A 25,514-nucleotide genomic window follows, 5' to 3' on the forward strand; every position below is an offset into this window, starting at 1 on the left:
CGCGTCGTCCCTGGCCGAGGCGTCCTCCCGCGCGTCAAGATCCTCCTCGCGCCGGGCCAAGGCGTCCTCGTCCACCGCCGCATCGTCCATGGTGGTGCACGAGCACGATCCGGCCGTGACCAAGGACCACCAAGCCGCCGCCGATGGCGATGCGGCCGTGCACGCGCTTGATTCTGCCGCGGCCAAATACGCTTCAGTCTCGCCCGTCACGCCCTCACGCCTGAGCACGCCTATCCCGACCAATCCCGCCCCCATCCTCGTTGCTGTCGACGAGCGCTACCGCCGGGCGCTGGAAGCCGGGATCGTCGCCAACAACGCCGCCGCAGAAGCCCGCGGCGGCGCTATCGTCGCCGAAGAAGAATTCCACGCATCATGATTGAAACGAAGAACCAAGTGAAGGCCATCTACGGCGAAGACGCCAACCAGATCGCCTCCATGGGCCTGAAGAAGAAATTCGAGCGCAAGTCGCTCTCCCGAGTGAAAGCGGCGGAGGAGGGGACGGAATCAGAAGGGAAGGGTAAAGCACAAGCGCCGCCGCCGCGGGCGGCGGGGTAGCGGGCATCGCCTGCATCTCCCGCGTTCCATGCCCAGTGGATGCGGCTTGCGATGAAAGGGGATGTGGCGTTTAATTGAGCTTACATAAGCCGGCCCGGTGCTCGGACTGAAGTGCTCGACCCTGATCGGCCCCTGACCCTGATCCGGTAGATGGGGCGCCGAGGGGAGTCATCGATCCGGACGTGGGTAGAGCGCATGTCTTTGTGTGATTGAGCGCCAGTTTGGCTGCACCGCGGCGCCCTACAAGGAGGTCGCGAAGCCTACCGTGCAGGCGTTCTCACTGATAGGGCTGACCAATCTTGATCCGGCGAGACGAGCCGCGATGTGGTTACGGGGGCGATCCGCCTGCTGTGCCCGCAAAAGGGGGCTCGGCACGCGAACGCCCCCGAGAAGCGGTGGTGGAAGCAGACAAGACGGTTACCGAAGTCATCGACAAACGGATGGCGTGAAGGCGCATGCGTTGGAAACGCTATTGATCAGCGGTTTCCAACAAACTTGAAAAGATATTTCGAATCGTCAGCTTGGAGCGCGCATGGGAGGCAGATTCATTGACCGTGCCGTCGAAACATCGGCCAGTATCGGTTTGGCTTTCGGTTCCGACGACACCGCCGGAAGTGGCTGCGGGCCGTCATGGCTGCCGAGGACGCTGCGGTGATCTCCGGTTTGCTTGCGACGACTGCGGTCAAACTGGCTGATCGCCATGTGGACCTGCTGGCCTTTGGCTGGCGTCGTCGTGCCGACCGTCTGGTCAACCCGGCGCTGGATTTTGCCGACCTCGTGGCCTACGACGACCGCATCCGGGCTGCGTTGGCTGCGCTGGTCTACTTGGGCGCGCCTGCACGGCAGCACCTGGGCGGTCTTCTGAACGAGCCCATGCGCAGTGCGGAGCTGTTTGCGCTGACCTACTACGCCTTGGCCACGCAAGATGGCGAGTTGCTGGACGCCACCGCCGCGCTGACCGCAGCGATTCCCGATCTGATGCCGGCGCGGGTCGCCGCGCTGCAATGGGCGCCGGTCTCTCTGCTGCTGGAACTCGCCATCGACTCGCTGCCCCTGGCGAAACGGATCGGGTTGACCGGCCTGCGTCACCGCGACTGCCCAGGCTTGGATGAGCGCACGCTGGCTTGGCTGCGCACGCAGGCGTTCGATGCGGAGAGCCTGTGTGCCGTATTGCAGCTGGTCCGTGATCTCGGTCGAGCCGATCTGGCGCCCGCTGGCCTGCGTTATCTCGACCATGCGCAACCCGCCGTGCGTCTGGCGGCGGCGCAGACCTTGCTGACACTCGGACCACTCGAGCACCATGGCCCCGCCTGCGACGCCTTGCAAACCCTGGCCGTGGGCGAACAGGACACGATTGCGACGGGCGCACTGCGTACACTCGTCTTACATGCGCCGGCCCGGACCGGGCCGCTGTTGGTCCGTCTAGCCTCACGGCCGGAGTTCCGCCGACCTTACCTGCAGGCGCTTGGCTGGCAGGGGCAGGTAGACGCCGTTCCCGAACTGATCTTCGCCTTGGAGGATCGCCAGCATGGCGGGATCGCCGCTGCCGCGCTGGAGCTCATCACCGGCTCCGACCCCGGACGTGATGGCTGGCTCGGTGCCAAACCAGCGCGAACCGGGCGTCCTCCCGAGCCCGGTGATCAGCTTCCCGCGAACCCTGATGACGACGCATTGCCGTGGCCGGACGCCCCTGCTTTTGCCGCGTGGTGGCGCGCCCGGCGCGGACGATTCACCGCTGATCAGCGCTACTTTGCCGGACAGCCCCTTACGCCATCCTGGCTCTCCACCGTCCTGCGCAGCGGCCTGCTGCCTTGGCGTCCTTTGGCCGCCGAGCATCGCCAACGCCTGCTCCGCGGACCGTTGTTTCCCACGGAACTGCCCGCCGACGTACAACGCTCGCTGCTTCACGAGCTGAAATGAGAAGAGGAGTGTCTCCCATGGATCACGAACTGGAACTGTTTTTATCCGCCCCGGCGACCGAAACCGGCGCCCCGGTCGCGCCCACATGCGAGCCGCCCGCCCCGATGGCCGACGAGCTGGTGCTCGAAGCCAAGCGGCAGATCACCTTGCGTTGCGGCAAGTCGAGCATCACGCTCTACCCCAACGGCAAGATCACGCTGCGTGGCGACTACATTCTGAGCGACGCGGAAGGACTCAACCGTATCGTCGGCGGCCAGATTGAACTGAACTGAAGCATGTGGGCGCTCGACAACCGCACCCCCTTCGCAGCCGACAGCGGCTGGATTCGTGACGCTGAGGGCGCCGAAGTCTGGATCGTCGCGGTCAAAGCCACTTACGACATCCTGCCCGATGGCCGCACGCGTATCGCCGACGCGCAGGTGCCGGTGCACGGCGGCCCGGTACCCAATGAGGGCCTGCGCAGTTTGCGTTACGACACCGACCTCGGCCCTCCGAAACCCGTCACCGATGTGTTGCTGTGCGGCCATGCCCATGCGCAAGGGGCGCAGCCCGTGGAAGAACTGCTCGTCGGCTTTCGCGTTGGCCCCATGAGGCGTTTGGCCTTGGTGTCGGGGGATCGCTACTGGCAACGCGGCGTGCAGTTCGACTCACCGAGCAAGCCCATCCCTTTTCTGCGCATGCCGTTGGTGTTCGAGCGCGCCTTTGGCGGCGATGCGCCGGACGCCGAGCACCACAGCGGCAACCCGCTGGGCCTTGGCATTCAACCCGATGCGGATGGGCGGGTCTGGCTGCCGAACGTCGAAGCGCACGACCACCCGATCGGCAACCCCGGCGACAGACCCGCACCGCTGGGATTCGGCCCCATCCCCGGTCATTGGCCCCAACGGCGTCAATACGCCGGCACCTACGACGCGGCCTGGTTCGAGCAACGCTACCCCTTGCCACCGCAGGATCTCGACCCCCGCCACTGGCAGCTCGCCCCTGCCGCGCAGCAAGCGGCAGGGCACCTGCGCGGTGGCGAAGAAGTCATGCTGGTCAACCTCACCCCGCCCGGCTATGCGGCCGACGGCAAGCTGGCCTTCAAGCTGCCAAAGCTCACGCTGGCTTTCCAGACCTACTTCACCGATGGCAGCTCGGTTGCCAGCCGCTCGGTGATCCACAGCCTGATACTGGAGCCGGACTATCCGCGCATCAGCATCGTGCACCACATGGCCGTGCCCTGCCATGCCCAGGTCAACCGGCTGGACAAAACCCGCATCCTGCAAAAACAGCGTCCGCTGGATCGCCCGTCAGGGACGGTGAACGCCGAGCTGAACTGGCCGGTTGGTGACGAAGACGCAGGAGCGGGCGCATGAGCGGCGCTCCCTTGATCCTCGGTGCCGCCTGCGCCTTCCCCTCCGGGCCCAGTCTCGAGCTGGCCGACGCGGCGGTGCGCAGCCAGCTCTCACTGCTGCAATACCACCCGATCTACCGCGACTGCGCCGGTAGCGCGCCGCGCATCAGTTGCTTTCCCGACGCGTCTGCATTCGATGCCTCGCGCTGGCACGTGCTCGCCCGCCACGCACTGGCCCAGCTCACCCAAGCGCTGATACCCCAGTGGCACGCGCTGCACACCGCGCCTCGCCTGCTCTGACTGGTGCTGCCCGACGCCGCCCGGCCCGGTATGCCACCCGGCTTGGTCGAGCAGGTGGGCGCAGCCGTTCAGCACGAACTGTGGCCATGGCAGCACATCCACCTGGTCTGCGGCGGCCACGCGGCCGGCATCGCCGCGCTGGTCGCGGCGCGGCAGGCACTCCACGCCCAGCCCGACGCCCTGGCCGTGGTGCTCGCCGTCGAAGCCGGCCTGGGCCACGAGGCGCTGCACTGGCTCGACCTGCAAGGACTGCTGCACGGCGCCAGCACGCCGCTCCATGGACAGTTGCGCCGCAATGCCTATGGCCGCGTGCCCGGCGAAGGCGCCGCCGCCATCGCGCTCGGCGCGTCGGTCCAGCTCGCCCCGGCGAGCTGGGCGCGGCTGCTGGGTTGCGCCACCGCGCTGGAGCCCGTTACGCATACTTCACCCCGGCCTTGTACGGGCCTGGGCCTCACCCAGGCGGCACGCCAGGCCATCGAGCAAGCGCGCACGCACAGCCCCGCCCCGGTCGGTCAGCTGATCGCCGATCTCAACGGCGAGCCCTACCGCGCCGACCAGTTCGGCTTTGCCGCATTGCGTCTGGGCCGCGCGTTCACCCCGGATTGGCAGCGCAGCGTGCCGGCGCTCGCCAGCGGCGACTTGCACAGCGCCAGCGCCCTGGCGCACGTTGCCCTGGCAGCCTACGGCCAATGGCGGCGGCCGCAGGGCACTCATATCCTGGTGCTTGCCAGCTCAGACGACACATTGCGTGGTGCCGCCGTCCTCGGTGCCAGCCAACCCACACGGAATCTGCCGGAGATTCGCGCATGGCGATCACCATCAACATCAACGGCCTGACCCTATGCCATCGCGGCAGCGGCGGCGTCAGCCACAACACCTTGCCCGACGTGTGCAAGACGCCAAGCACGGGCATCCCGCTGCCCTACCAGAACGAGGCCTACTCGCGCGACCTCATCAAAGGCACCGTCAGCGTTTTTGCCGATGGCGGCAACAGCATCGCCAACTTTGGCAGCCAGTTTGCCAAGAGCGTGTTCGACGAAGGCGGGTCGATGGGCGGGATCGTCTCTGGCACCCACCTGGCCGAAACCGACTGGATCACCCACTCCTTCGACGTGTTCTTCGAAGGCAAGCCCGCCTGCCGGCTCACCGACAAGCTGTTCATGAACCACCGCAACACGGTGAACATGGCGGGTTTGAAGCAACGCGACCTGCCCCAGGCCGATCAGGACTTCTTCGACGAGATTTGCGAAATGGCCTGCGCGTGCTGGAACACCCACAAGAAAGGCGGGCCGCAGCCGCTTCAACGGGGCCAGACGTTTCAAGAGTGCATGCGCAGGAAGATCGACGACAAGTATTACAACGGCCCGGCCAATGCCCGCACCGGCCGCTATCCCAAGCCCGACGCGCGGATGTGGCGCGAGGTGTCCTTCGACCGGGGCGGTGGCTGGGATATGATCGGCAGCACGTCCAACCCAGGCCTGCCCAGCTCGCAATATCCTTGGCCCGACTCCCGTCGCCTGGACATTGGCCGCATCGGCGCGGATGGCAAGTTGAGCAAAATCTTCGATGTGAAGTTTCCGGGGGATTCGCTGGATAACGAAGCGGCAAAAGAATACCGCGACATCGCCAAGCGGCAGACAGGTAGCAAAAAGAACTTCGAGGAGTTCAAGGTCGACCAACGCTGTAACTGCGACGACGACGAGGAGCCGCCGCAACATCCGGCGCCGGTGACGGCACCCGAGCCGAAGAAGAGCTTCATCGACAAGTACGGCGACGCGCTCCAGGCCGCCACCGGCGTCGCCCTGACGGGTTGGGCCTTATGGGGCGTGCTGATCATCTCGGAAGGTACGCGGGTCATTCCAGCCCGCAACGCCATCCCCATCCCTTGACCCCGTGCCGCTGTATCGACAAGGAGAATGACACCCCATGGACATCAATCAAGCCGTTGCCGAACTCGTCCAGCGCGAAGGCGGTGTCTGCATCTTCGACAAAATTGCCTTCCCGCTTCCCTACAACACCGATGCTGTCGCCTGCAAGTTCGGCCTGGGGGCGGAACTATATATGTCACCTTGCGATCAGCTTTTGCTACGCCAGCGCGCGCTGGAGTTCATGGTGGATTACTGGAAAATGTTTCCAGACAAAGTGGATCGTTTCCTGGCCCGAGGGACGAAACGCGCGGTCAAGTTCTCTGGCGACCCGCGTGCCCGTATCCAAGCCGACATCGATCTGCCACCGCACAATGGCTATGGTGCAGCGCTGATGGGCATGGTGGACATTGGCATGAAGATTGACAGCGTTGATCCGTACCGAGCCGATGTTATGGTCTGTCGTGCGGAAGAACACGAACTTTCCTGCGTCAACGCCCATTTCCAGATATGTAACAACCAAGGGGTGCCGAATTTTGACGTGCTACTAGCTGCCACTTTGCGCTGGTGCGCCATCTGCCAGCCAGTACATGGCAGCGCCGGGTTTGTCTTCATATTCGAGAGCAAACAGGAAAGCGAATACGCCCAGCAACTGTTCAAGCGCTTTCCTGGGTTTGATTTCCAAGGGTGCGTGGATTTCTCTATGGAGGCGCAGTCAGTTCACAACCGCATCAAATGCGTGAACTGGCTGACCGTGCTGAGCGACGCGCTGGTTGGGGAACTGGGCGGACGCGACAAGATGCGCGCGGCGCTGGAGCCGGTGTGCAAGCTGCACGCCTACCCGGGCGGGGTGGTAATCCAGGCTGGGGCCTGTCCGCAGATCGGCGACACCGGGAGTGACGACGTTCCCGAAGCCTATAGGTTGGTGGCGCGTTATACGAAATCAATTCGATTCGAGGGCTACGACCACGATGGGCTGTTCCGCGTGCCGCAGGGGCTGGACGATAGAGAAGAGGCATTAGCCTGGATTCGACGGTTTGACTGAGTCGAGTCTCATGGACATTAATCAAACCGTTGCCGAACTCGTCCAGCACGAAGGCGGTATCTGCATCTTCGACAAAATTGCCTTCCCGCTTCCCTGCAACACCAATGCTGTCGCCTGCATGATCAAGGGCGCCGTCAGCGTCTTCGCCGATGGTGGTAACCGCATCGCCAACTTTGGTAGCCAGTTTGCCGAGCGCGTGGTCGACGAAGGCAGGTCGATGGGTGGGATCGTCTCGGGCATCCACCTGGGCGGCACCGACTGGATCACCCACTCCGTCGACGTGTTCTTCGAAGGCAAGCCCGCCTGCCGGCTCACTGACAAGCTGTTCATGAACAGGCAGGGGCGCAAGTCATCGTCGCCCCGTCGGGGGTGCGCCCCAGCTTTGTCTTGCCCCGCCGAGCTCAGTCCCGCGGCGAGAGCAGTTGGGCCAGCTCGACCGCCGAGCGCACGCCCATTTTTTCGAACACCCGGGAGCGGTGCACTTCGACGGTACGCATCGAGATGTTCAGCTCGTCGGCGATCACTTTGTTGAACTTGCCGGCCAGCACCAGTTGCATCACTTCGTGCTCCCGCGGGGTGAGCTGGGCGAGGCGGGTGGCGACGGTGGCCTGGGTTTCCTGGTTGGCCTGATGGCGGGCGTTGGTGGCCAGCGCGCGGATCACCACGTCCACCAGCGCGTTGTCGTCCACCGGCTTTTCGAGGAAGTCGAAGGCGCCTTTCTTGAGGGCGCCCACCGCCATGGGCACATCGCCGTGGCCGGTGAGGAAGATCACCGGCAGGGTGTTGCCGCGCTCCAGCAGGGCGTCGAAGCATTCGAGGCCGCTCATCTCGCGCATCCGGATGTCGAGCACGATGCAGCCCTGCCAGTCGGGCTGCCAGGCGGCCAGGAAGTCTTCGGCCGAGGCCCAGGCGCGGGCGGCCACGTTGCGGGTGCGGAACAGCCAGCTGAGGGCGTCGCGGATGGCTTCGTCGTCGTCGACGATGTGGGTGAGGGGAGTGGTGGCGGGATTGCTCATTGGGTATGCACCGGGAGCGAGAAGTTGAAAATCGTACCACCGCCCGGATGGGCCTCGAAGGTGAGGCGGCCGCGGTGCAGCTCGGCGATGGAACGGCAGATGTTGAGGCCCATGCCCATGCCTTCTTCCTTGGTGGTGAAGAACGGGGCGAAGAGCTTTTCGGCCACGTCGGGCGGAATGCCCTTGCCCCGGTCGGCCACGCTGAAGATCAGCATGCCGTCGGCCTCGCGGGTGGTGAGCTGGACGTGGCGCGCAGGGCGGGGGGTGTCGGCCATCGCGTCCATGCCGTTGCGGATCAGATTGACGGCTACCTGCTCGATCATCACCGGATCGGCCAGCACGTCGGGGAGGTGTTCGTCGAGATCCACGTCGATGTCCACGCCGCGGCGGATGGCGTCGGGCTCAACCAGGCCGACGGCCTCACGGATGATGGCGTTGAGATCGGCGGGTTCGAGCTTGGGTTCGCTGCGCCGCACGAAGGCATGCACCCGGCGGATGATCTGGCCGGCGCGCTGGGCCTGCTTGCCGATCTTCTGGAGGATGCCGGTGAGCTCGCCTTCGGAGAGCGCGCCGTGCTCGATCATGTTGAGGCAGCCGGTGTTGTAGCTGGAGATGGCGGCCAGGGGCTGGTTGAGCTCGTGGGCGAGGGTCGAGGCCATCTCGCCCATCGTGACCAGCCGGGCGGTGGCCTGCAGGCGTTCCTGCTGCTGGCGGGCGAGTTCCTGGGTGCGTTTCTGCTCGGTGACATCCACCATCGAGCCCATCCAGCCGATCTGGCGGCCGTCGGCGTCGATCAGCGGGGCCTCGATGAGCAGCGCGTCGAAGCGTTCGCCGCTCCTGCGCATCAGGCGGATCTCGACGCCCTGGGGCGGGGCGTTGCCGCCGAGGATCATCTGATGGACTTCGTAGGTGCGTTCGAGGCTCTCGGGCGCCCAGTAGGGCATTGGCGGCATCAGGCCGACGAGCTCATCGGCGCTCCATCCGACCATCCGGCAGAAGGCCGGGTTCACGTAGGTGATGCGGCCCTGCAGATCGCGGGCGCGCATGCCGGTGTTGAGGGAATCTTCCATCGCCTTGCGGAAGGCGTGCTCGCTGCGCAGGGCCTGCTCGGCGGCCTGCCGGCGGACCATGTGGCGCCGCAGCTGCCACAGGCTCCAGACAATGGCCGCGGCGAGCACGCCCAGCGAGCCCATCAGCAGCAGCGAGATCCAGCGCACCTCCGACTTGTAGGCGGTGATCTGCAGATCGAGCCCGTGGCCTGGCGGCTCGAAGGGAATCTCGTAGGCGAGGCCCGAGAGCGGCGAGACCTTCGACTTGGCTGCAATCTCGGTGCCCAGGTTGTTCACCACCGCCACCCGGTAGCGCTCGGAGAACCACCAGGGCACCTGATGGGCCAGGATTTCATTGACCGAATACACGCCGACGACCGTGCCCAGGTGGTGTCCGCCCTCGAAGATCGGCACATGGACCTCAAAGTGGCTCTGGTTGCCGATCACCGCGTAGGCGTCGCTGTAGGTGGGCCGGCCGAGGGAGCGGGAGAGGCGGAAGGCGGCGTCCGACGGAAAGCTGCCGGCAGCTTCGCCCACCAGGTGGCTGTCGGTGTAGGGCGGCTCGGCGTCCTTCACCTTGCCGTCGGGGCCGAGCCACAGGATGCGGATCATCCCGCTTTCCGGGTCGAGGGCGCGCTTGATGCGGGCCTCGGTGGCCGCGCCGCGGCTGTTTGCGCCGAGCAGTTCCGGCCCGAGCTGGGTGAGCTGGGCGTTGTTGCGCTCGAACTGGAAGGAGAGGTTCTGCTCCATCCACAGCACGTCGTTGATGAGCGTGGCGCGCTGCTCCTCGGCGTCCTGGCGGTGGGTGAGCCACAGCAGCGCGGCCATGGTGGCGATGAACAGCACCACGGCGGCGTAGGGGAGGCTCCAGTACACGCGGGGCGGGGCGGAAGGCGGGGTCGGCAAGGGGTTGGCGATCATGGTGTTGGCGCAGGCTGCGTTATGACCTTTTGGAGTGGCTCCGGGCATTCGAATTTTCCACACTGCGGTTATCCACAATTGAGGGGGGAGCGCGCCATGTCGAAACTCGCGACATGGTTTGCCATAACGGCAGCTTGTTCGAGATTAAATAAATTTTATTGGAGACAATCATGAAGCGTCGCACCGCAATTTTCAGTCTCGCCGCCCTGGGCCTTGCCACTTTCTCCGGCATGGCCGCCGCCCAGGCCCCGATCGTCATCAAGTTCAGCCACGTGGTGGCTGCCGACACCCCGAAGGGCAAGGCCTCGGAATTCTTCAAGAAGCGCGCCGAGGAGCTCACCAAGGGCAAGGTGAAGGTTGAGGTCTTCGCCAACAGCGCACTTTACAAGGACAAGGAAGAACTCGAAGCCCTGCAGCTGGGCGCCGTGCAGATGCTGGCGCCGTCGCTCGCCAAGTTTGGCCCGCTGGGCGTGAAGGAGTTCGAGGCCTTCGACCTGCCCTACATCTTCGACGATTACACCGAACTGCACCGGATCACCCAGGGCCCGGTGGGTGCCAGCATCCTGAAGAAGCTCGAGCCCAAGGGCATCGTCGGTCTGGCTTTCTGGGACAACGGCTTCAAGTCGTTCTCGGCCAACACCCCGATCCGCACCCCGGCCGACCTGAAGGGCAAGAAGCTGCGCATCCAGTCGTCCAAGGTGCTTGAAGAGGAAATCCGTGCCGTTGGCGGCCTGCCCCAGGTGATGGCCTTCTCCGAGGTGTACCAGGCCCTGCAGACCGGCGTCGTGGATGGCACCGAGAATCCCCACTCCAACATGTACACCCAGAAGATGCACGAGGTGCAGAAGCACCTGACCGTGACCGACCACGGCTATCTGGGTTACGCAGTGATCGCCAACAAGAAGTTCTGGGACGGCCTGCCGGCCGATGTCCGCGGTCAGCTTGAACAGGCCATGAAGGAATCTACCGCCTACGCCAACAAGATCGCCCAGGAAGAGAACGACAAGTCCCTGGAGGCGATCAAGAAGAGCGGCAAGACCCAGGTCTATGTGCCGACCAAGGAAGAGAAGCTCGCCTTCAAGAAGGCGCTGGTACCCGTCCATCAGAAGATGGAAGGCCGGATCGGCAAGGATCTGATCCAGTCGATCTACAAGGAAACCGGCTTCGATCCCGCGAAGCTGTAATGTCAGGTAGCCCCGGGCCGGGCGTGTTCCTGCCCGGGGCTTTCCCCTTTCCCGCTGCGTTCTTCAGCGAGGTCAAATCATGAAGATTCTCGATCGCCTCGAGGAGTGGATCATCACGCTCCTCATGGGGGGAGCGACTGCGATCATCTTTCTCGCGGTCGTTCACCGATATCTGGCCGGTCTCAGCATTCCCGGCCTTCAGGACTGGCTCCTGTCCCTCAATGTGAGCTGGACCCAGGAGCTGTGCATCATCATGTTCGTGTGGATGGCCAAGTTCGGCGCCGCCTATGGCGTGCGGACCGGCATCCACGTGGGCGTCGATGTGCTCATCAACCGCCTGTCCGACAGCAACCGGAGCAAGTTCATCCTCTTCGGGCTGATGGCCGGCGCACTGTTTACCGCGGTGGTGGCTACGCTTGGCGCCCACTTCGTGTGGGAGAACGGCGCCCACTACGCCTTCCTCAGCCTGACCGGCGCCGAGTTTGGCGATGTGCCGGAAGGCCCCACCACGCCCGATCTGGAGTGGCCCACCTGGATCGTCTATAGCGCGATCCCCCTGGGTTCCAGCCTGATGTGCTTCCGCTTCCTGCAGGTGGCCTGGAACTTCGTGCGTACCGGCGAGCTGCCGCACCACGATCATGGTCATGTGGATGGTCTGGAAGACGAAGTGCTGCCGGTGGATGTGGATGTCTACGGCATGGACGACAACCTGCACATGCACGATCTCAAGCATCGTCAGGTCGGTGACAAGAAGGGAGGCCAGCAATGAACGCCGCAATCATCTTTGGCATCCTGGCCGTCCTGATGCTGACCGGGATGCCCATCTCGATCTCCCTCGGCCTCACGGTGCTCACCTTCCTGTTCACGATGACCGAGGTGCCGCTCGAATCGGTGGCGCTCAAGCTATTTACCGGCATCGAGAAGTTCGAGATCATGGCGATCCCGTTCTTCATCCTGGCGGGCAACTTCCTCACTCACGGGGGTGTGGCCAAACGGATGATCAACTTCGCCACGGCGATGGTTGGCCACTGGTATGGGGGTCTGGGCCTCGCCGGCGTGGTGGCCTGTGCGCTGTTCGCGGCGGTGTCCGGTTCGTCGCCGGCGACGGTGGTGGCGATCGGTTCGATCCTGCTGCCGGCGATGGTGCGGGCGGGCTTTCCGAACCGCTTCGGCGCCGGGATCATCACCACGGCCGGGGCGCTGGGCATCCTGATCCCGCCGTCCATCGTGATGGTGATGTACTCGGTGGCCACCAACACCTCGGTCGGCGCGCTGTTCATGGCCGGCGTGGTGCCGGGCCTGGCCCTGGCGGCAACCCTGGGCGGTGTGACCTGGTATCGGGCCCGCAAGTTCGACTACCCGCGTCAGCCCAAGGCGAGCTTCGCCGAGCGGATGAAGGCCTTCCGGGATTCGGTGTGGGGGCTGCTGCTGATCGTGGTGGTGATGGGCGGGATCTACACCGGCATCTTCACGCCCACCGAGGCGGCGGCGATGAGCGCCATGTACGCCTTCATCGTGGCGGTGTTCGTCTACAAGGACATGCCGCTCTCCGACGTGCCGAAGGTGCTGCTCAACTCGGCCAACATGTCGGCGATGCTGCTCTACATCATCACCAACGCGGTGCTGTTCTCCTTCATCATGACCAACGAGAACATCCCGCAGGCGCTGGCCGACTGGATGCTCGGCAACGGGCTGGGGGTGATCGCCTTCCTGCTGGCGGTGAACGTGCTGCTGCTCTTGGCCGGCAACTTCATGGAGCCGTCGTCCATCGTGCTGATCTTCGCCCCGATCCTGTTCCCCGTGGCGATGAAGCTGGGCATCGACCCGGTGCACTTCGGCATCATCATGGTGGTGAACATGGAAGTCGGCATGTGCCATCCGCCGGTGGGCCTCAACCTGTACGTGGCCTCGGGCATCACCAAGATGGGCATCACCGAACTCACCGTCGCGGTGTGGCCGTGGCTGCTGTCGATGCTGATCTTTCTGGGTCTCGTCACCTACTGGCCGGGCCTGTCCCTGTGGTTCCCGCGGATGCTGGGCATGATGTGATGCACTGCCGGGCAAGCTGATCCGTAACCGAAATGCACCCTGCGGGGTGCGTTTCCTTTTGGCGGGGGAGGGCGCCGGGTTTGGTCGGGCCGGCCAGTTGTGATAAAAGGGCGTGTTTTCCGTGGCCTGCCCGGGCCACGTGTGTTCCGCTCTGCGAGGCCCTCGTTGTCCCAGCCTTCTTCCCCGTCGTCGCCGTCCCAAGTGCCCACCCGCGAGCACGACTGCTACCACTGCGGTCTGCCGATTCCCGATGATGTCGATCTCGCCGTCGATATCGAAGGCACCCCCCACCACATGTGCTGCACGGGCTGCCAGGCAGTGGCCCAGTCCATCGTCAGCAGCGGCCTGATCGACTACTACCGGCGCCGCGACGCGATGCCCGAGCAGGCCCGCGAGGCGATGCCCGACGAGCTGAAGGATCTCGGCCTCTTCGATCATCCGGATTTCCAGCAGGGCTTCGTCAAGCCCATCGGCGAACACGAGCGCGAAGCGGCGCTGATCCTCGAAGGCATCACCTGCTCTGCGTGCATCTGGCTCAACGAGCAGCACGTGGCCCACCAGCCCGGCGTCACGGCGGTGGACATCAACTACGCCACCCGCCGCGCCCGGGTGCGCTGGGACGAGCGCAAGATCAAGCTCTCCGACATCCTCGCCGCCATCCAGGCCATCGGCTACCGGGCCTATCCCTATGACTCGGCCCGCTCCGAGCAGATTTCCCAGCGCGAGCGCCGCGCGGCCCTGTGGCGACTGTTCGTCGCCGGCTTCGGGATGATGCAGGTGATGATGTACGCCTTCCCGGTGTACATCGCCGACGGCGACATGACCGCCGACATCGAGTCGATGATGCGCTGGGCGAGCCTGATCCTCACCGCGCCGGTGGTGCTGTATTCCGCCGCGCCTTTCTTCAGCCACGCCTGGCGCGACATCAAGCTGCGCCGGCTGGGCATGGACGTGCCCGTCGCGCTGGGGGTCGGCGCGGCCTTCGTGGCCAGTTGCTGGGCCACCTTCATCGGCAAGGGCGAGGTGTACTTCGATTCGGTGACGATGTTCGTGTTCTTCCTGCTGTGCGGCCGCTACGTGGAAATGCTGGCCCGCCAGAAAGCGGTGCGCGGCGTGGAGGAGCTGGGCAAGGCGCTGCCGGCCTTCGCCGAACGCCTCAACCACTGGCCTGATCCGGAAGGCGAGCGCGTGCCGGTGTCGCAATTGCAGGCCGGCGACATGATCCGCGTGAAACCGGGCGAGACCGTGCCGGCCGACGGCATCGTGACCGAGGGCGAGAGCGAGGCCAACGAGGCGCTCCTCACCGGCGAGAGCCGTCCGGTGCCCAAGAAGCCCGGCGCCCAGGTGACCGGCGGCAGCGTGAACATCGGCAGCCCGCTGTGCGTGCGGGTCACCCGTACCGGCGAGCACACCCGCCTCGCAGCAATCCGCCAGCTGATGGAGCGTGCTTCTGTCGAGAAGCCCCGCGTCGTCCAGCAGGCCGACCGGGTGGCGGCCTATTTCATCGTCGCGCTGCTGGTGCTCGCGGTGATCACCGCCGGCTGGTGGTGGTGGCACGACCCCGATCGCGCCCTGTGGGTGTTCGTCTCGGTGCTGGTGGTGAGCTGCCCCTGCGCGCTCTCGCTGGCCACGCCGGTGGCGCTTACGGTGGCCACCGACGCGCTGGCGCGGATGGGGGTGCTGGTCACCCGCGGCCACGCAATCGAAGCCCTGGCCCGGGCCGATCATTTTGTTTTCGACAAGACCGGCACGCTCACCTACGGCGAGATGCGCGTCGAGCAGATCCGCCTGCTGGGGCAGAGTGACGAGATGGACGCGCTGCGCCTTGCCGCCGGCCTGGAGCAGGGCTCCGAGCACGCCATCGCCGAGGCCCTGCGCCGGCGCGGCGGCGGCCTGGTGGTGCCGGCTTTCGGCAACGTGGCGGCAACGACGGGGCAGGGCGTGGCCGGTGTGCTGGATGGCGTCGCCTACCGCATCGGCCGTCCTTCTTTCGTGGCCGAGCTGGTGGGCTCGCCCGAGCCGGAAGCGCTGCTGGCCGACGAGCGCTCCGGCCGCACCGTGATCGCGCTGGGTTCGGCCGCGGGCTGGATCGCCGGCTTTGCCCTGTCCGACGGGCTGCGGGAGGATTGTCCGGCGGCGCTGGCCTCGCTGCGCGACAAGGGCATCGACCTGTCGATCCTGAGCGGCGACACCCCGGCCACCGTCGAGGCACTGGCCCGGGAGCTGGGCATCGCCAATGCCCGGGGCGGCATGACTCCCGAAGGCAAGCACGCCGCGCTGCGTGCGCTGCAGACCGAGAACGCGATCGTCGCGATGGTCGGCGACGGCGTGAACGACGCGCCGGTGCTGGCCCAGGCCCAGGTTTCCATCGCGATGGGCGGCGGCACCGACCTCGCCCGCAATCAGGCCGACATCGTGCTGCTGTCCGGCCGGCTGTCGTCCCTGGCGGAAGGGCTGGATCTCTCCCGTCGGGCGCTCAAGATCATCCGCCAGAATCTCTGGTGGTCGTTCGCCTACAATTTCACCGCCGTTCCCCTCGCCATGTCCGGGCTCGTCACGCCTTGGATGGCCGGGATCGGCATGTCGGCGAGTTCGCTGTTCGTCGTCCTCAATGCCCTGCGCCTCCAGCGCGGGCGCCAACGCTGAGATCGGATCATGGAAAGTCTTTATCTGCTCATCCCGCTGTCCATCGTCCTGGTCTTCCTGATCGGCGTCATTTTCTGGTGGTCGGTGCGGAGCGGGCAGTTCGACGACCTGGAAGGGCCGGGCTACCGCGTCGTCAGCGACGACGACGATCCGCCGACGCAGGCCCGGGAGAAGAGCGTCCCGAAGGCGGGCGACTGAGCTGGAAATCTCCACGCTATCTGAAGGGTTTTTGACCCAAATCAATTCTGCCCCCAGGGGCGTCGTGCATACTCGATTCCAAGTTGAAGACGCAAGTGCGAGCAAGAACTAGTGTCTTCCAGGCATCACTGCCTGTGGCTTAAGTCTCTCTGTTGGGGTTGGGGGTGCGCGATGCGCACCCTTTTTTTTGCCTCTTCGCCCCCATATCCCCTTGGTTGCGCATCCGGCGCCCGTCCCCTGTCGGCGCGTCGCGCGCCGTCCATCGTCGTGGCAATGCCGAAAAACGCCGATCTGACGCACCAACCTGCTAAAATTCCAAGCTTTCGGTTTTTCGACCATCCTTTGTCTCACGGAGTCCTGACTCATGGCTATTGAACGCACCCTTTCCATCATCAAGCCCGATGCCGTCGCCAAGAACGTGATCGGCCAGATCTACGCCCGTTTCGAAGGCGCCGGCCTGAAGGTCATCGCCGCCAAGATGGCGCACCTGTCCGAGCGCGAAGCCGGTGAGTTCTACGCCGTGCACAAAGAGCGCCCCTTCTTCAAGGATCTGGTTTCCTTCATGACCTCCGGCCCGGTGATGATCCAGTGCCTGGAAGGCGAGAACGCCATCGCCAAGAACCGCGAGCTGATGGGCGCCACCGACCCGAAGAAGGCCGACAAGGGCACCATCCGTGCCGACTTCGCCGAGTCCATCGACGCCAACGCCGTTCACGGCTCCGACGCGCCGGAAACCGCTGCTGTGGAAGTTGCCTTCTTTTTCCCCGGCATGAACGTTTACAGCCGTTGATGATCTCTACCGGCGGGATGAAATTTCTTCCTCCCGCTGGTCTGGATGGAAATACACGTGGTCAATCTTCTCGATTTCGATGCGGCAGCGCTCACCGACTGGTTCCTCCAGCAAGGTGAGAAACCCTTTCGTGCCAAGCAGGTGCTCCGCTGGGTGCATCGCTTCGGCGTGACCGATTTCGAGCAGATGACCGACGTGGCCAAGTCGCTGCGGGCCAAGCTCGCGGCGACGGCCTGCATCACGCCGCCGGTTCCGGTGCGCGACAGCATCTCGACGGACGGCACCCGCAAGTGGCTGCTCGACGTGGGCAACGCCAACGCGGTCGAGACGGTCTTCATCCCCGAAACCAACCGCGGCACCCTGTGCATCTCGTCCCAGGCGGGCTGTGCGCTCGATTGCGCGTTCTGTTCCACCGGCAAGCAGGGTTTCAACCGGAACCTCAGTGCCGCCGAGATCATCGGCCAGCTGTGGCTCGCCAACCGCCTGCTCGGCGCCAACGGCGACGGCGAGCGAGTCATCAGCAACGTGGTGATGATGGGGATGGGCGAGCCCCTCGCCAACTTCGACAACGTGGTGTCGGCGCTCAACCTGATGCTCGATGACAACGCCTACGGCCTGTCGCGGCGGCGGGTGACGGTCTCCACGTCCGGTATTGTCCCGGCGATGGATCGCCTGCGCGAGGCCTGCCCGACGGCTCTGGCGGTATCGCTGCACGCATCCAACGATGCCCTGCGCGACCAGCTCGTGCCGATCAACCAGAAATACCCCCTGCGTGAACTCATGGCCGCGTGCCAGCGTTATCTCGAGCGTGCGCCCCGGGATTTCATCACCTTCGAGTACGTCATGCTCGACGGGGTGAATGATTCCGACGCCCACGCCCGCGAGCTCATCGCGCTCACCCGCGACGTGCCCTGCAAGTTCAACCTGATTCCGTTCAACCCCTTCCCGAATTCCGGTTTCGAGCGTTCGTCGGCGCCGCGCATCAAGCGCTTCGCCGAGATCCTCATTGCGGCCGGCATCGTCACCACCACCCGCAAGACCCGCGGGGATGATGTTGATGCAGCCTGCGGCCAGCTTGCCGGGCAGGTGAAGGACAAAACCCGTCGCACGACCCGAATCGTGCCGATCACCGGAGACTGAATGTGATGAGACGCATCCCGTCCGCCGTCGCTGTTGTGCTTGCCGTCGTCGGCCTTGCGGGTTGTGCCGGAAGCAATTTCGGTGCGCCGGTGGCGTCGATCGAACGGCCCGTCTCCGACAGGCCCACGGTCACGGATGCCCAGCGCAAGGCCAAGGTGCACGTCGACCTGGGGCTGGCCTACCTGCAGGCAGGTCGTTACGGCGTGGCGCTGGATGAAGCCAAGTCCGCCGCCCACTACGATCCCCGCTACGCGCCGGCCTATCAGCTGATGGGGCTGGTGCACATGTACCTCGAAGAGAATGCTGTCGCTGCCGCCAATTTCGAGCGCGCGCTGCAACTCGCGCCGGGCGATCCGGAGATCATGAACAGCTACGGCTGGTTCCTGTGCTCGATGGGCAAAGAGCCGGCTGGGCTGGAGCAACTCACCGCAGCGGCCCGCAATCCCTATTACCAGACGCCGACCCGCGCGCTCGCCAACGCCGGCATGTGCCAGCTGCGCCTGAAGAACGACGCGGCTGCTGAAGACTTCTTCCTGCGGGCGGTCGAGGCCGACAATGGCAATCAGGCGGCGATCTATCACCTGGCCGCCATCGCCTACCGGCGTGGTGCCAACGAGGCGGCCAAACGCTATCTCGCCGCCCTGCATCAGGGTGGTGACTCGTCGGCCGAAAGCCTCTGGCTGGCGATCCGTGTCGAACGCAAGCTCGGCGACCGGGCGGCCGAGGCCTCCCTCGTGCAGCAGTTACGGCGCCGTTTTCCCGGCTCTCCCGAATATCAGGCTTTCTTGCAAGGGCAGTATCAGTGACCGATCCTCAAGTTTTGCCTCAGGCCCCGGCGGGGACGCCTGCGGATTCTTCCGCTGGCGAAACCCTGCGACGCCAGCGTGAGGCGCTCGGCCTCAGCGTTTCCGAGGTGGCGAATTCCCTCAAGCTCAATCCCCGGCAGGTCGAAGCGCTGGAGTCCGGTCGTTTCGACCAGCTTCCCGGCGCCGCCTTCACGCGGGGCTTCCTGCGCAACTATGCGCGCCTGCTCAAGATCGATCCGGCGCCGCTGCTCGCTGGCCTGCAGGCATCGGTCACGTCCGAGACTGTCGAGCTTTCACCGGCCTCTAACGCCCAGGGCGACATGCCCCAGGTTGGTCGCGGGCGTTTCCGCCGCTCGGTGATTCCCGGTGTGCTGGCTGCGCTGGCCCTGTTCGGGATCGTTGTCGCCGGCTGGTATTACGACACCCAGCGCAAGAAGGTGGCTGACGAACTGATCGCCAGCGCCCCGGCACCGGTCGGCGAGGCTGCAGGCATGCCGCCCGCTGCGGGTGCGCCGACCCAGGAAGGTGGCGCAGGCAAGACGCCCGATGTCGCGCCTGCCGCTGCCGATCCGGCCGTGGCCCAGGGCACGCCGACCGCGGTGCCGCTGCCCGTTCCGGTCAAGGTCGACGAGCCTGCTCCCGCGCCTGCGCCGGCTGCCGCTGTCGGCGGCAAGGATCGGCTGGTGTTCGATTTCGCGCAGGATGCGTGGATCGAAGTGAAGGACAAGAACGGCAAGGCCGTCATCACCAAGCTGGGCAAGGCCGGTTCGCGGGAAGAGTTCGAAGTCTCGCCACCCGTCGCCGTCGTGATCGGCAACGCCCGCTCGGTCAAGCTCGAGCGCAACGGCCAGCCGGTGGATTTCGGTCTCACCGGCAAGATGACGATTGCCCGCCTCAAGTTCGAGTGACAGGACGCAAGATGGATCTACTTCTCTCCGGGCGCGCAGCCACCCGCCGGATCACCCGTCAGGTTCGTGTCGGCCATGTGCTGATCGGCTCCGACGCGCCGGTCGTCGTCCAGTCGATGACCAACACCGATACCGCCGACGATTTCGCCACCACCATGCAGGTGGCCCAGCTGGCCCGCGCCGGCTCCGAAATGGTGCGTGTCACCGTCAATACCGACGAAGCCGCCAAGGCCGTGCCGAAGATCCGCGAGAAGCTGCTCGCGATGAACCTCGATGTGCCGCTGGTGGGCGATTTCCACTACAACGGCCACAAGCTGCTCGCCGACAACCCGGCCTGCGCCGAGGCCCTCGACAAGCTGCGCATCAATCCGGGCAACGTGGGGCAGGGGGTCAAGCGCGACACCCAGTTCGCGTCGATTGTCGAGATGGCCTGCAAGTACGACAAGCCGGTGCGCATCGGTGTCAATTGGGGCAGCCTCGATCAGTCCGTGATGGCGCGGATCATGGATGAGAACGCCAAGCGCGCCGTGCCCCGCGATGCCGGCGCGGTGATGCGCGAGGCGCTGGTCACCTCGGCGCTCGAATCCGCTGCCAAGGCAGAGGAATACGGCCTCGCGGGCAACAAGATCATCCTGTCGGCCAAGGTCAGCAGTGTGCAGGATCTGATCGCCGTCTATCGCGATCTGGCCGCCCGCTGCGACTACCCGCTGCACCTGGGCCTCACCGAGGCCGGTATGGGCTCGAAGGGCATCGTCGGCTCGACCGCGGCGCTGGCGGTGCTGCTCCAGGAAGGCATCGGCGACACGATCCGCGTTTCGCTGACGCCGGAGCCCAACGGCAGCCGTACCCAGGAAGTCATCGTTGCCCAGGAGATTCTCCAGACCATGGGTCTGCGGGCGTTCACGCCGATGGTCACGGCGTGCCCGGGTTGCGGCCGCACCACCAGCACGCTGTTCCAGGAAATGGCGTCCGACGTCCAGAACTACGTGCGCGACAACATGCCGCTGTGGCGCGATCAGTTCGACGGCGTCGAGAACATGACCCTCGCGGTGATGGGATGCATCGTCAATGGCCCGGGCGAGAGCAAGCACGCCAACATCGGCATCTCGCTGCCGGGCACGGGTGAATCCCCCGCGGCGCCGGTGTTCGAAGATGGCGTCAAGACCCAGACCCTGCGCGGCGACAACATCACCAACGAATTCAAGGCCATCATCGAACGCTATGTGGCCCGCACCTATCCCCGCAAGGGCGCGGCTGTCTGACAGGCCGCAGTCAACAGAAGAACAAAAGGAATCATGAGCAAGACCCTCCAGGCCGTCCGCGGGATGAACGACATCCTGCCCGAAGAGGCCGAAACCTGGGAGCACTTCGAGGACATCGTCCGCGACTGGCTGCACAGCTACGGTTACCGTCCCATCCGCATGCCCATCGTCGAGCCGACGCCGCTGTTCAAGCGCGCCATCGGTGAAGTGACCGACATCGTCGAGAAGGAGATGTACTCCTTCGAGGACGCCCTCAACGGCGAACACCTCACCCTGCGCCCGGAAGGCACCGCCTCCTGCGTGCGCGCCGCGATCCAGCACAACCTGCTGTTCGGCCAGCCGCGCCGGCTGTACTACCACGGCCCGATGTTCCGTCACGAGCGGCCCCAGAAGGGGCGTTACCGCCAGTTCCATCAGATCGGCGTCGAGGCCCTCGGTTTCGACGGTCCGGACATCGACGCCGAGCACATCCTGATGTGTGCGCGCCTGTGGGACGACCTGGGCCTCGAAGACGTCAAGCTGGAGATCAACTCCCTTGGCAGCAGCGAAGAACGCGCCGCCCACCGGGCCGCGCTGATCGCCTATCTCGAGCAGCACAAGGACAGCCTCGACGAGGATGGCCAGCGCCGGCTCTACACCAACCCGCTGCGCATCCTCGACACCAAGAACCCGGATCTTCAGGCCATCGTCGAAGGGGCCCCCAAGCTGGCCGAGTTCCTGGGCGAGGAATCCCTCAAGCATTTCGACGGCGTGCAGACCATCCTCAAGGATGCCGGGCTGCCGTATCGCATAAACCACCGCCTGGTGCGCGGGCTGGATTACTACAACCGCACGGTGTTCGAGTGGGTCACCACCCGCCTCGGCGCCCAGGGCACCATCTGTGCCGGCGGTCGCTACGATGGCCTGGTGGCTCAGCTCGGTGGCAAGCCGGCGCCGGCAGCCGGTTTCGCGATGGGTGTCGAGCGTCTGCTCGCCCTGTGGCAGGAGTGTGGTGGTGAAGCCCAGCGCCTCGTGCCGGATGTCTACCTCGTCCACGCCGGCGAGGCAGCCCAGCGGGCTGCCTTCCGGGTTGCCGAAGCGCTCCGTGGCACGGGCTTCGCGGTCACCCTGCACTGCGGTGGCGGCAGCTTCAAGTCCCAGATGAAACGCGCCGATGCCTCCGGCGCGCCGTTTGCCGTGGTGATCGGCGACGACGAAGCCGCAGCCGGCGAGGTGAGCCTCAAGCCCCTGCGTGACGGTGGCGAACAGATTCGCGTGCCCATGGACACGCTCCCCGAAACCCTGGCTGACCGCCTACTAGATTCGGAAGAAGACGATGGCTGCATTTGACCTCGAAGAGCAGGAACAGATTTCCCAGATCAAGGGCTGGTGGGAACAGTACGGCAAGCTGGTGACGACCCTCGCGGTCGCCGCCGCGCTGGCTTCGGTCGGCTGGCAGGGCTGGAACTGGTACAAGGGCAAGCAGGTCGCCGAGGCGTCCGCGCTCTACGATCAGCTTCAGACTGCGGCGGCCGAGCACAACGCGCCGAAGGTCCGCGAGGTTGCAGGAGCGTTGCTCGAAAAGTTCAGCGGCACGGCCTACGCCGATCTGGCGGCCCTGCTGTCGGCCAAGGTCCAGGCCGAGGCCGGTGATCTGAAGAACGCTCGCGCGCCGCTGGCCTGGGCCGCAGAAAAGGCCAGCGATCCCGCCCTGCGCGATCTCGCCCGCCTGCGTCTGGCGAGCGTGATGCTCGACGACAAGGCCTACGACGAAGCCCTGGCCCAACTCCAGACCGCTCCGGACGAAAGCCTGGCCGCCCGCTTCGCCGATCTGAAGGGCGACATCCTGGTTGCCCAGGGCAAGAAGGAAGAAGCCCGCGCTGCGTACAAGACCGTCGTTTCCAGCCTCGAATCCGCCACCAAGGCCGAATCGGTCACGCTCCGCGAGATCGCCCAGGCCAAGCTCGATGCGGTTGGGGGTGCCCAATGAAAGCCCCGCAACGGGCGTTGATCGTCGTCGCTGCGCTGGCGCTGGGTGCGTGCAGTTCGCTCAACCCGTTCTCCAGCAGCGGCAAGCTGCCCGCCCTCACGCCCATCACCAGTCCGGTGGCGACAAGTGAGGCATGGCGTGTGCGCGTCGGCAATACCGGCGTGTACGTGCTTCAGCCGGCGATCGTCGGTGACGCCGTCTTCGCCGCTGGCGATGGCGATGTGGTGCGCCTCGACAACGGCCGCGTGCGCTGGAAGACGCCCCTCAAGGTGACGATTTCCGGCGGTGTCGGCAGTGACGGCAGCCTGGTTGTCGTCGGTACGCCGAAGGGCGAAGTGATCGCCCTCGACGCCAACAGCGGGCAGGTCAAATGGCGCGTTCCGGTGAACGCCGAGGTGCTCGCCGCCCCGGCCGTCTCGAACGGTCTGGTCGTTGTGCGTAGTGCCGACAGCCGCCTGTTCGGGCTCGATTCTGCGGATGGGCGTCAGCGCTGGGTTTATCAGCGTGCCACGCCGCCGCTGTCGCTGCGTAACTCTGCCGGCGTGTTGCTCGAGAGCAACGTGATCCTGGCGGGCTTTCCTGGCGGCAAGCTGGCGGCGGTCAGCCCCGCAAACGGCAGCCTGATGTGGGAAGGTACGGTGGCGATCCCCCGCGGCGCGACCGAACTCGAGCGCATGTCCGACATCACCAGCCTGCCCGTGATGGGCTCCCGCGCCACTTGTGCGGTGGCTTACCAGGGGCGCATCGCCTGCTTCGACATGAGCAATGGTTCCACCCTGTGGACCCGCGATCTGTCCAGCTCGAAGGGGCTGGATCTGGACGACAGCCAGGTCTTCGTGACCGACGACAAGGGCGCCGTGCTGGCGCTCGACATCGGTAGCGGCGCCAGCGCCTGGAAGCAGGATCAGCTCGCCGGACGTGGCACCGGGCGTCCCCGGGTCATCAACGATTATTACGTGGTCGTCGGCGATGCCGAAGGCTATGTCCATCTGCTGCGCAAGGACGACGGCAGGCTGGTGGGGCGTCTTCGGCCCGCATCCAGTCCCGTCCTCGCCGACCCGCAACGTGCAGGCGGCAGCGTCGTCATCCAGACGCGTGACGGCAACGTCGCAGCCGTCGGCGTTCAATAACGGAGTCGCCCACGCGTGAAACCCACCCTAGTCCTCGTCGGACGCCCCAATGTGGGCAAGTCCACCCTGTTCAATCGCCTCACGAAGACCCGGGATGCCCTCGTGGCCGATTTTCCCGGGCTCACCCGCGATCGTCGCTACGGTCTCGGCCGTGCCGCGGAGCGGGAATTCCTCGTGGTGGATACCGCCGGTTTCGACCCGGTGGCCAAGGAAGGCATCGTCCATGAGATGGCCAAGCAGGCCGAGCAGGCCATCGCCGAAGCCGATGCGCTGCTGTTCATGGTGGATGCCCGCAGCGGCCTGACGCCCCACGACGAGCAGATCGCCGTCCGCCTGCGCCGTGCCGGCCGGCCGACCTTCCTGGTCGTGAACAAGGCCGAAGGCATGAACCGCGCGATGGTCTCTGCCGAGTTCCATCAGCTTGGTCTGGGTGATCCGCTGTGCATCTCGTCGGCCCACGGTGACAACGTCACGTCCCTGATGGAGCTGATCCTCGAGAGCTTCCCGGAAGATCCGGAAGACGACGAAGCTTCGTCGTCCGGTCCGCGGGTCGCCATTGTCGGTCGCCCCAATGTGGGCAAGTCCACGCTGGTGAATACGCTGATCGGCGAAGAGCGGGTGATCGCATTCGACATGCCCGGCACGACCCGCGATGCCATCGAGGTGCCTTTCGAGCGCAACGGCCAGCACTACACGCTGATCGACACTGCCGGTCTGCGCAAGCGCGGCAAGGTCTTCGAGGCCGTCGAGAAGTTCTCGGTCATCAAGACCCTGCAGGCCGTCGAGCAGGCCAATGTCGTAGTGCTTGTCCTCGATGCCAGCCAGGAGATCTCCGACCAGGACGCCCACATCGGCGGCTTTGTCGTCGAGGCGGGCAGGGCACTGGTTGTTGCGGTCAACAAGTGGGATTCGGTGGATGATTACCGCCGTCAGCGCATCAAGGAAGACATCGAACGCAAGCTGCCTTTTCTGGGCTTTGCGCGTTTCCTTTATGTTTCCGCGTTGAAGGGGCAGGGGATCGTCCCGATGCTGAAGGCTGTCGATGGTGCCTATGCAGCCGCGATGACCAAGCTTGCAACCCCCAAGCTCACCCGCCTGCTGCTCGACGCGGTGCTCAAGCAGCAACCGCCGCGCCACGGCGGTTTCCGGCCCAAGATGCGCTACGCCCACCAGGGCGGGATGAATCCGCCGGTGATCGTGGTGCACGGCAGTGCGCTCGACAACGTGTCTGCGTCATATACTCGTTACCTTGAACGCACCTTCCTGGAGGCGTTCAAGCTGCAAGGAACGCCCCTGAGGATACAATTCAGGTCGTCCCACAACCCCTACGCCAACAGGGATTGACGAACCGATTTCCACACCAACAGCGATCCTCGGTGCTAATGTGGCACTGCAGCAAGTCGCTCTATAATTATTCAAAACTACAAC

25 protein-coding genes and 2 pseudogenes are annotated in these 25,514 nt (G+C 65.2%); 25 read left to right on the plus strand and 2 right to left on the minus strand.

The window, feature by feature from the left end:
* Positions 1-88 precede the first annotated feature (88 nt).
* The 11 genes and pseudogenes from GH681_RS08015 to GH681_RS24115 form a co-directional block, all read left to right on the plus strand.
* Positions 89-376, plus strand: coding sequence for a hypothetical protein (locus GH681_RS08015; protein WP_153160950.1), 288 nt, complete (start codon positions 89-91; stop codon positions 374-376).
* Complete coding sequence (locus tag GH681_RS08020) at positions 373-555, plus strand: hypothetical protein (RefSeq protein ID WP_153160951.1); 183 nt, start codon at positions 373-375, stop codon at positions 553-555. The genes GH681_RS08015 and GH681_RS08020 overlap by 4 nt, the downstream gene beginning before the upstream one ends.
* A gap of 205 nt (positions 556-760) precedes the next feature.
* Positions 761-880: pseudogene (locus tag GH681_RS23615) on the plus strand (IS5/IS1182 family transposase); the annotation flags it as partial.
* Positions 881-1,185: 305 nt separating this feature from the next.
* Positions 1,186-2,475 carry a hypothetical protein gene (locus GH681_RS08025; protein ID WP_228111826.1) on the plus strand — a complete coding sequence of 430 codons (1,290 nt, stop codon included), beginning with the start codon at positions 1,186-1,188 and terminating at the stop codon, positions 2,473-2,475.
* 17 nt (positions 2,476-2,492) lie between these two features.
* Positions 2,493-2,747, plus strand: a complete 255-nt coding sequence (locus GH681_RS08030) for a hypothetical protein (RefSeq protein ID WP_153160952.1) — start codon at positions 2,493-2,495, stop codon at positions 2,745-2,747.
* A 3-nt stretch (positions 2,748-2,750) separates the two neighbouring features.
* Entirely contained in the window at positions 2,751-3,830 is a 1,080-nt protein-coding gene (locus tag GH681_RS08035) for a DUF2169 domain-containing protein (protein ID WP_153160953.1), read from the plus strand.
* Positions 3,827-4,108 carry a hypothetical protein gene (locus GH681_RS23620; protein WP_228111827.1) on the plus strand — a complete coding sequence of 94 codons (282 nt, stop codon included), beginning with the start codon at positions 3,827-3,829 and terminating at the stop codon, positions 4,106-4,108. The genes GH681_RS08035 and GH681_RS23620 overlap by 4 nt, the downstream gene beginning before the upstream one ends.
* Before the next feature lie 3 nt (positions 4,109-4,111).
* Positions 4,112-4,945, plus strand: coding sequence for a hypothetical protein (locus GH681_RS08040; protein WP_228111828.1), 834 nt, complete (start codon positions 4,112-4,114; stop codon positions 4,943-4,945).
* Entirely contained in the window at positions 4,915-5,997 is a 1,083-nt protein-coding gene (locus GH681_RS08045; RefSeq protein WP_153160954.1) for a DUF4150 domain-containing protein, read from the plus strand. The genes GH681_RS08040 and GH681_RS08045 overlap by 31 nt, the downstream gene beginning before the upstream one ends.
* Before the next feature lie 37 nt (positions 5,998-6,034).
* Positions 6,035-7,018, plus strand: coding sequence for a type VI immunity family protein (locus GH681_RS23345; protein ID WP_194271175.1), 984 nt, complete (start codon positions 6,035-6,037; stop codon positions 7,016-7,018).
* 10 nt (positions 7,019-7,028) lie between these two features.
* A pseudogene (locus tag GH681_RS24115) lies at positions 7,029-7,343 on the plus strand (PAAR-like domain-containing protein); the annotation flags it as partial.
* A gap of 76 nt (positions 7,344-7,419) precedes the next feature.
* Here GH681_RS24115 and GH681_RS08060 read toward each other — a convergent pair.
* Entirely contained in the window at positions 7,420-8,034 is a 615-nt protein-coding gene (locus GH681_RS08060) for a response regulator transcription factor (RefSeq protein WP_153160955.1), read from the minus strand.
* Positions 8,031-10,004, minus strand: coding sequence for a sensor histidine kinase (locus GH681_RS08065; RefSeq protein ID WP_153161110.1), 1,974 nt, complete (start codon positions 10,002-10,004; stop codon positions 8,031-8,033). The genes GH681_RS08060 and GH681_RS08065 overlap by 4 nt, the downstream gene beginning before the upstream one ends.
* Positions 10,005-10,174: 170 nt before the next feature.
* Here GH681_RS08065 and GH681_RS08070 point away from each other — a divergent pair, with 170 nt between their 5' ends.
* The 14 genes from GH681_RS08070 (at position 10,175) to der (ending at position 25,430) form a co-directional block, all read left to right on the plus strand.
* Positions 10,175-11,188 carry a TRAP transporter substrate-binding protein gene (locus GH681_RS08070; protein ID WP_153160956.1) on the plus strand — a complete coding sequence of 338 codons (1,014 nt, stop codon included), beginning with the start codon at positions 10,175-10,177 and terminating at the stop codon, positions 11,186-11,188.
* A gap of 76 nt (positions 11,189-11,264) precedes the next feature.
* Entirely contained in the window at positions 11,265-11,957 is a 693-nt protein-coding gene (locus tag GH681_RS08075) for a TRAP transporter small permease (RefSeq protein ID WP_228111840.1), read from the plus strand.
* Positions 11,954-13,237 (plus strand): TRAP transporter large permease, encoded by a 1,284-nt coding sequence (locus GH681_RS08080; protein WP_153160958.1) that lies wholly within the window; start codon positions 11,954-11,956, stop codon positions 13,235-13,237. The genes GH681_RS08075 and GH681_RS08080 overlap by 4 nt, the downstream gene beginning before the upstream one ends.
* A gap of 165 nt (positions 13,238-13,402) precedes the next feature.
* A complete protein-coding gene (locus GH681_RS08085; protein WP_153160959.1) occupies positions 13,403-15,883 on the plus strand; it encodes a heavy metal translocating P-type ATPase in 2,481 nt (826 codons plus the stop codon).
* Positions 15,884-15,892: 9 nt separating this feature from the next.
* Complete coding sequence (gene ccoS, locus GH681_RS08090) at positions 15,893-16,081, plus strand: cbb3-type cytochrome oxidase assembly protein CcoS (protein ID WP_153160960.1); 189 nt, start codon at positions 15,893-15,895, stop codon at positions 16,079-16,081.
* Positions 16,082-16,445: 364 nt separating this feature from the next.
* Positions 16,446-16,871, plus strand: a complete 426-nt coding sequence (ndk, locus tag GH681_RS08095) for a nucleoside-diphosphate kinase (protein WP_153160961.1) — start codon at positions 16,446-16,448, stop codon at positions 16,869-16,871.
* 45 nt (positions 16,872-16,916) lie between these two features.
* On the plus strand, positions 16,917-18,011 hold the full coding sequence (gene rlmN, locus GH681_RS08100) for a 23S rRNA (adenine(2503)-C(2))-methyltransferase RlmN (RefSeq protein WP_153160962.1): 1,095 nt from the start codon (positions 16,917-16,919) through the stop codon (positions 18,009-18,011).
* A gap of 5 nt (positions 18,012-18,016) precedes the next feature.
* The gene (gene pilW / locus GH681_RS08105) at positions 18,017-18,817 is read left to right on the plus strand and encodes a type IV pilus biogenesis/stability protein PilW (protein ID WP_153161111.1); all 801 of its coding nucleotides are present in this window, start codon (positions 18,017-18,019) and stop codon (positions 18,815-18,817) included.
* 14 nt (positions 18,818-18,831) lie between these two features.
* Entirely contained in the window at positions 18,832-19,725 is an 894-nt protein-coding gene (locus GH681_RS08110; protein ID WP_153160963.1) for a helix-turn-helix domain-containing protein, read from the plus strand.
* 11 nt (positions 19,726-19,736) lie between these two features.
* Positions 19,737-20,987: a flavodoxin-dependent (E)-4-hydroxy-3-methylbut-2-enyl-diphosphate synthase gene (gene ispG / locus GH681_RS08115; RefSeq protein WP_153160964.1), complete on the plus strand. Its 1,251-nt coding sequence runs from the start codon at positions 19,737-19,739 to the stop codon at positions 20,985-20,987.
* 33 nt (positions 20,988-21,020) lie between these two features.
* Entirely contained in the window at positions 21,021-22,316 is a 1,296-nt protein-coding gene (gene hisS, locus GH681_RS08120) for a histidine--tRNA ligase (RefSeq protein ID WP_153160965.1), read from the plus strand.
* Entirely contained in the window at positions 22,303-22,956 is a 654-nt protein-coding gene (locus GH681_RS08125) for a tetratricopeptide repeat protein (RefSeq protein WP_153160966.1), read from the plus strand. The genes hisS and GH681_RS08125 overlap by 14 nt, the downstream gene beginning before the upstream one ends.
* Positions 22,953-24,086 carry an outer membrane protein assembly factor BamB gene (bamB, locus tag GH681_RS08130; protein ID WP_153160967.1) on the plus strand — a complete coding sequence of 378 codons (1,134 nt, stop codon included), beginning with the start codon at positions 22,953-22,955 and terminating at the stop codon, positions 24,084-24,086. Before GH681_RS08125 ends, bamB begins: the two co-directional genes overlap by 4 nt.
* Positions 24,087-24,101: 15 nt before the next feature.
* Entirely contained in the window at positions 24,102-25,430 is a 1,329-nt protein-coding gene (der, locus tag GH681_RS08135; RefSeq protein WP_153160968.1) for a ribosome biogenesis GTPase Der, read from the plus strand.
* Positions 25,431-25,514: the final 84 nt, after the last annotated feature.

The organism is Zoogloea sp. 1C4, from assembly GCF_009469605.1.
Lineage (GTDB): Bacteria > Pseudomonadota > Gammaproteobacteria > Burkholderiales > Rhodocyclaceae > Zoogloea > Zoogloea oryzae.

Coding starts and splice junctions, on each gene's coding strand:
- GH681_RS08020 (WP_153160951.1), top strand. CDS start 373: ATGATTGAAACGAAGAACCAAGTGAAGGCCATCTACGGCGAAGACGCC.
- hisS (WP_153160965.1), top strand. CDS start 21,021: ATGAGCAAGACCCTCCAGGCCGTCCGCGGGATGAACGACATCCTGCCC.
- GH681_RS08025 (WP_228111826.1), top strand. CDS start 1,186: ATGGCTGCCGAGGACGCTGCGGTGATCTCCGGTTTGCTTGCGACGACT.
- GH681_RS23620 (WP_228111827.1), top strand. CDS start 3,827: ATGAGCGGCGCTCCCTTGATCCTCGGTGCCGCCTGCGCCTTCCCCTCC.
- GH681_RS08125 (WP_153160966.1), top strand. CDS start 22,303: ATGGCTGCATTTGACCTCGAAGAGCAGGAACAGATTTCCCAGATCAAG.
- rlmN (WP_153160962.1), top strand. CDS start 16,917: ATGGAAATACACGTGGTCAATCTTCTCGATTTCGATGCGGCAGCGCTC.
- bamB (WP_153160967.1), top strand. CDS start 22,953: ATGAAAGCCCCGCAACGGGCGTTGATCGTCGTCGCTGCGCTGGCGCTG.
- GH681_RS08030 (WP_153160952.1), top strand. CDS start 2,493: ATGGATCACGAACTGGAACTGTTTTTATCCGCCCCGGCGACCGAAACC.
- GH681_RS08080 (WP_153160958.1), top strand. CDS start 11,954: ATGAACGCCGCAATCATCTTTGGCATCCTGGCCGTCCTGATGCTGACC.
- GH681_RS08070 (WP_153160956.1), top strand. CDS start 10,175: ATGAAGCGTCGCACCGCAATTTTCAGTCTCGCCGCCCTGGGCCTTGCC.
- GH681_RS08015 (WP_153160950.1), top strand. CDS start 89: ATGGTGGTGCACGAGCACGATCCGGCCGTGACCAAGGACCACCAAGCC.
- ccoS (WP_153160960.1), top strand. CDS start 15,893: ATGGAAAGTCTTTATCTGCTCATCCCGCTGTCCATCGTCCTGGTCTTC.
- GH681_RS23345 (WP_194271175.1), top strand. CDS start 6,035: ATGGACATCAATCAAGCCGTTGCCGAACTCGTCCAGCGCGAAGGCGGT.
- GH681_RS08065 (WP_153161110.1), bottom strand. CDS start 10,004: ATGATCGCCAACCCCTTGCCGACCCCGCCTTCCGCCCCGCCCCGCGTG.
- GH681_RS08045 (WP_153160954.1), top strand. CDS start 4,915: ATGGCGATCACCATCAACATCAACGGCCTGACCCTATGCCATCGCGGC.
- pilW (WP_153161111.1), top strand. CDS start 18,017: ATGAGACGCATCCCGTCCGCCGTCGCTGTTGTGCTTGCCGTCGTCGGC.
- GH681_RS08035 (WP_153160953.1), top strand. CDS start 2,751: ATGTGGGCGCTCGACAACCGCACCCCCTTCGCAGCCGACAGCGGCTGG.
- ndk (WP_153160961.1), top strand. CDS start 16,446: ATGGCTATTGAACGCACCCTTTCCATCATCAAGCCCGATGCCGTCGCC.
- GH681_RS08060 (WP_153160955.1), bottom strand. CDS start 8,034: ATGAGCAATCCCGCCACCACTCCCCTCACCCACATCGTCGACGACGAC.
- ispG (WP_153160964.1), top strand. CDS start 19,737: ATGGATCTACTTCTCTCCGGGCGCGCAGCCACCCGCCGGATCACCCGT.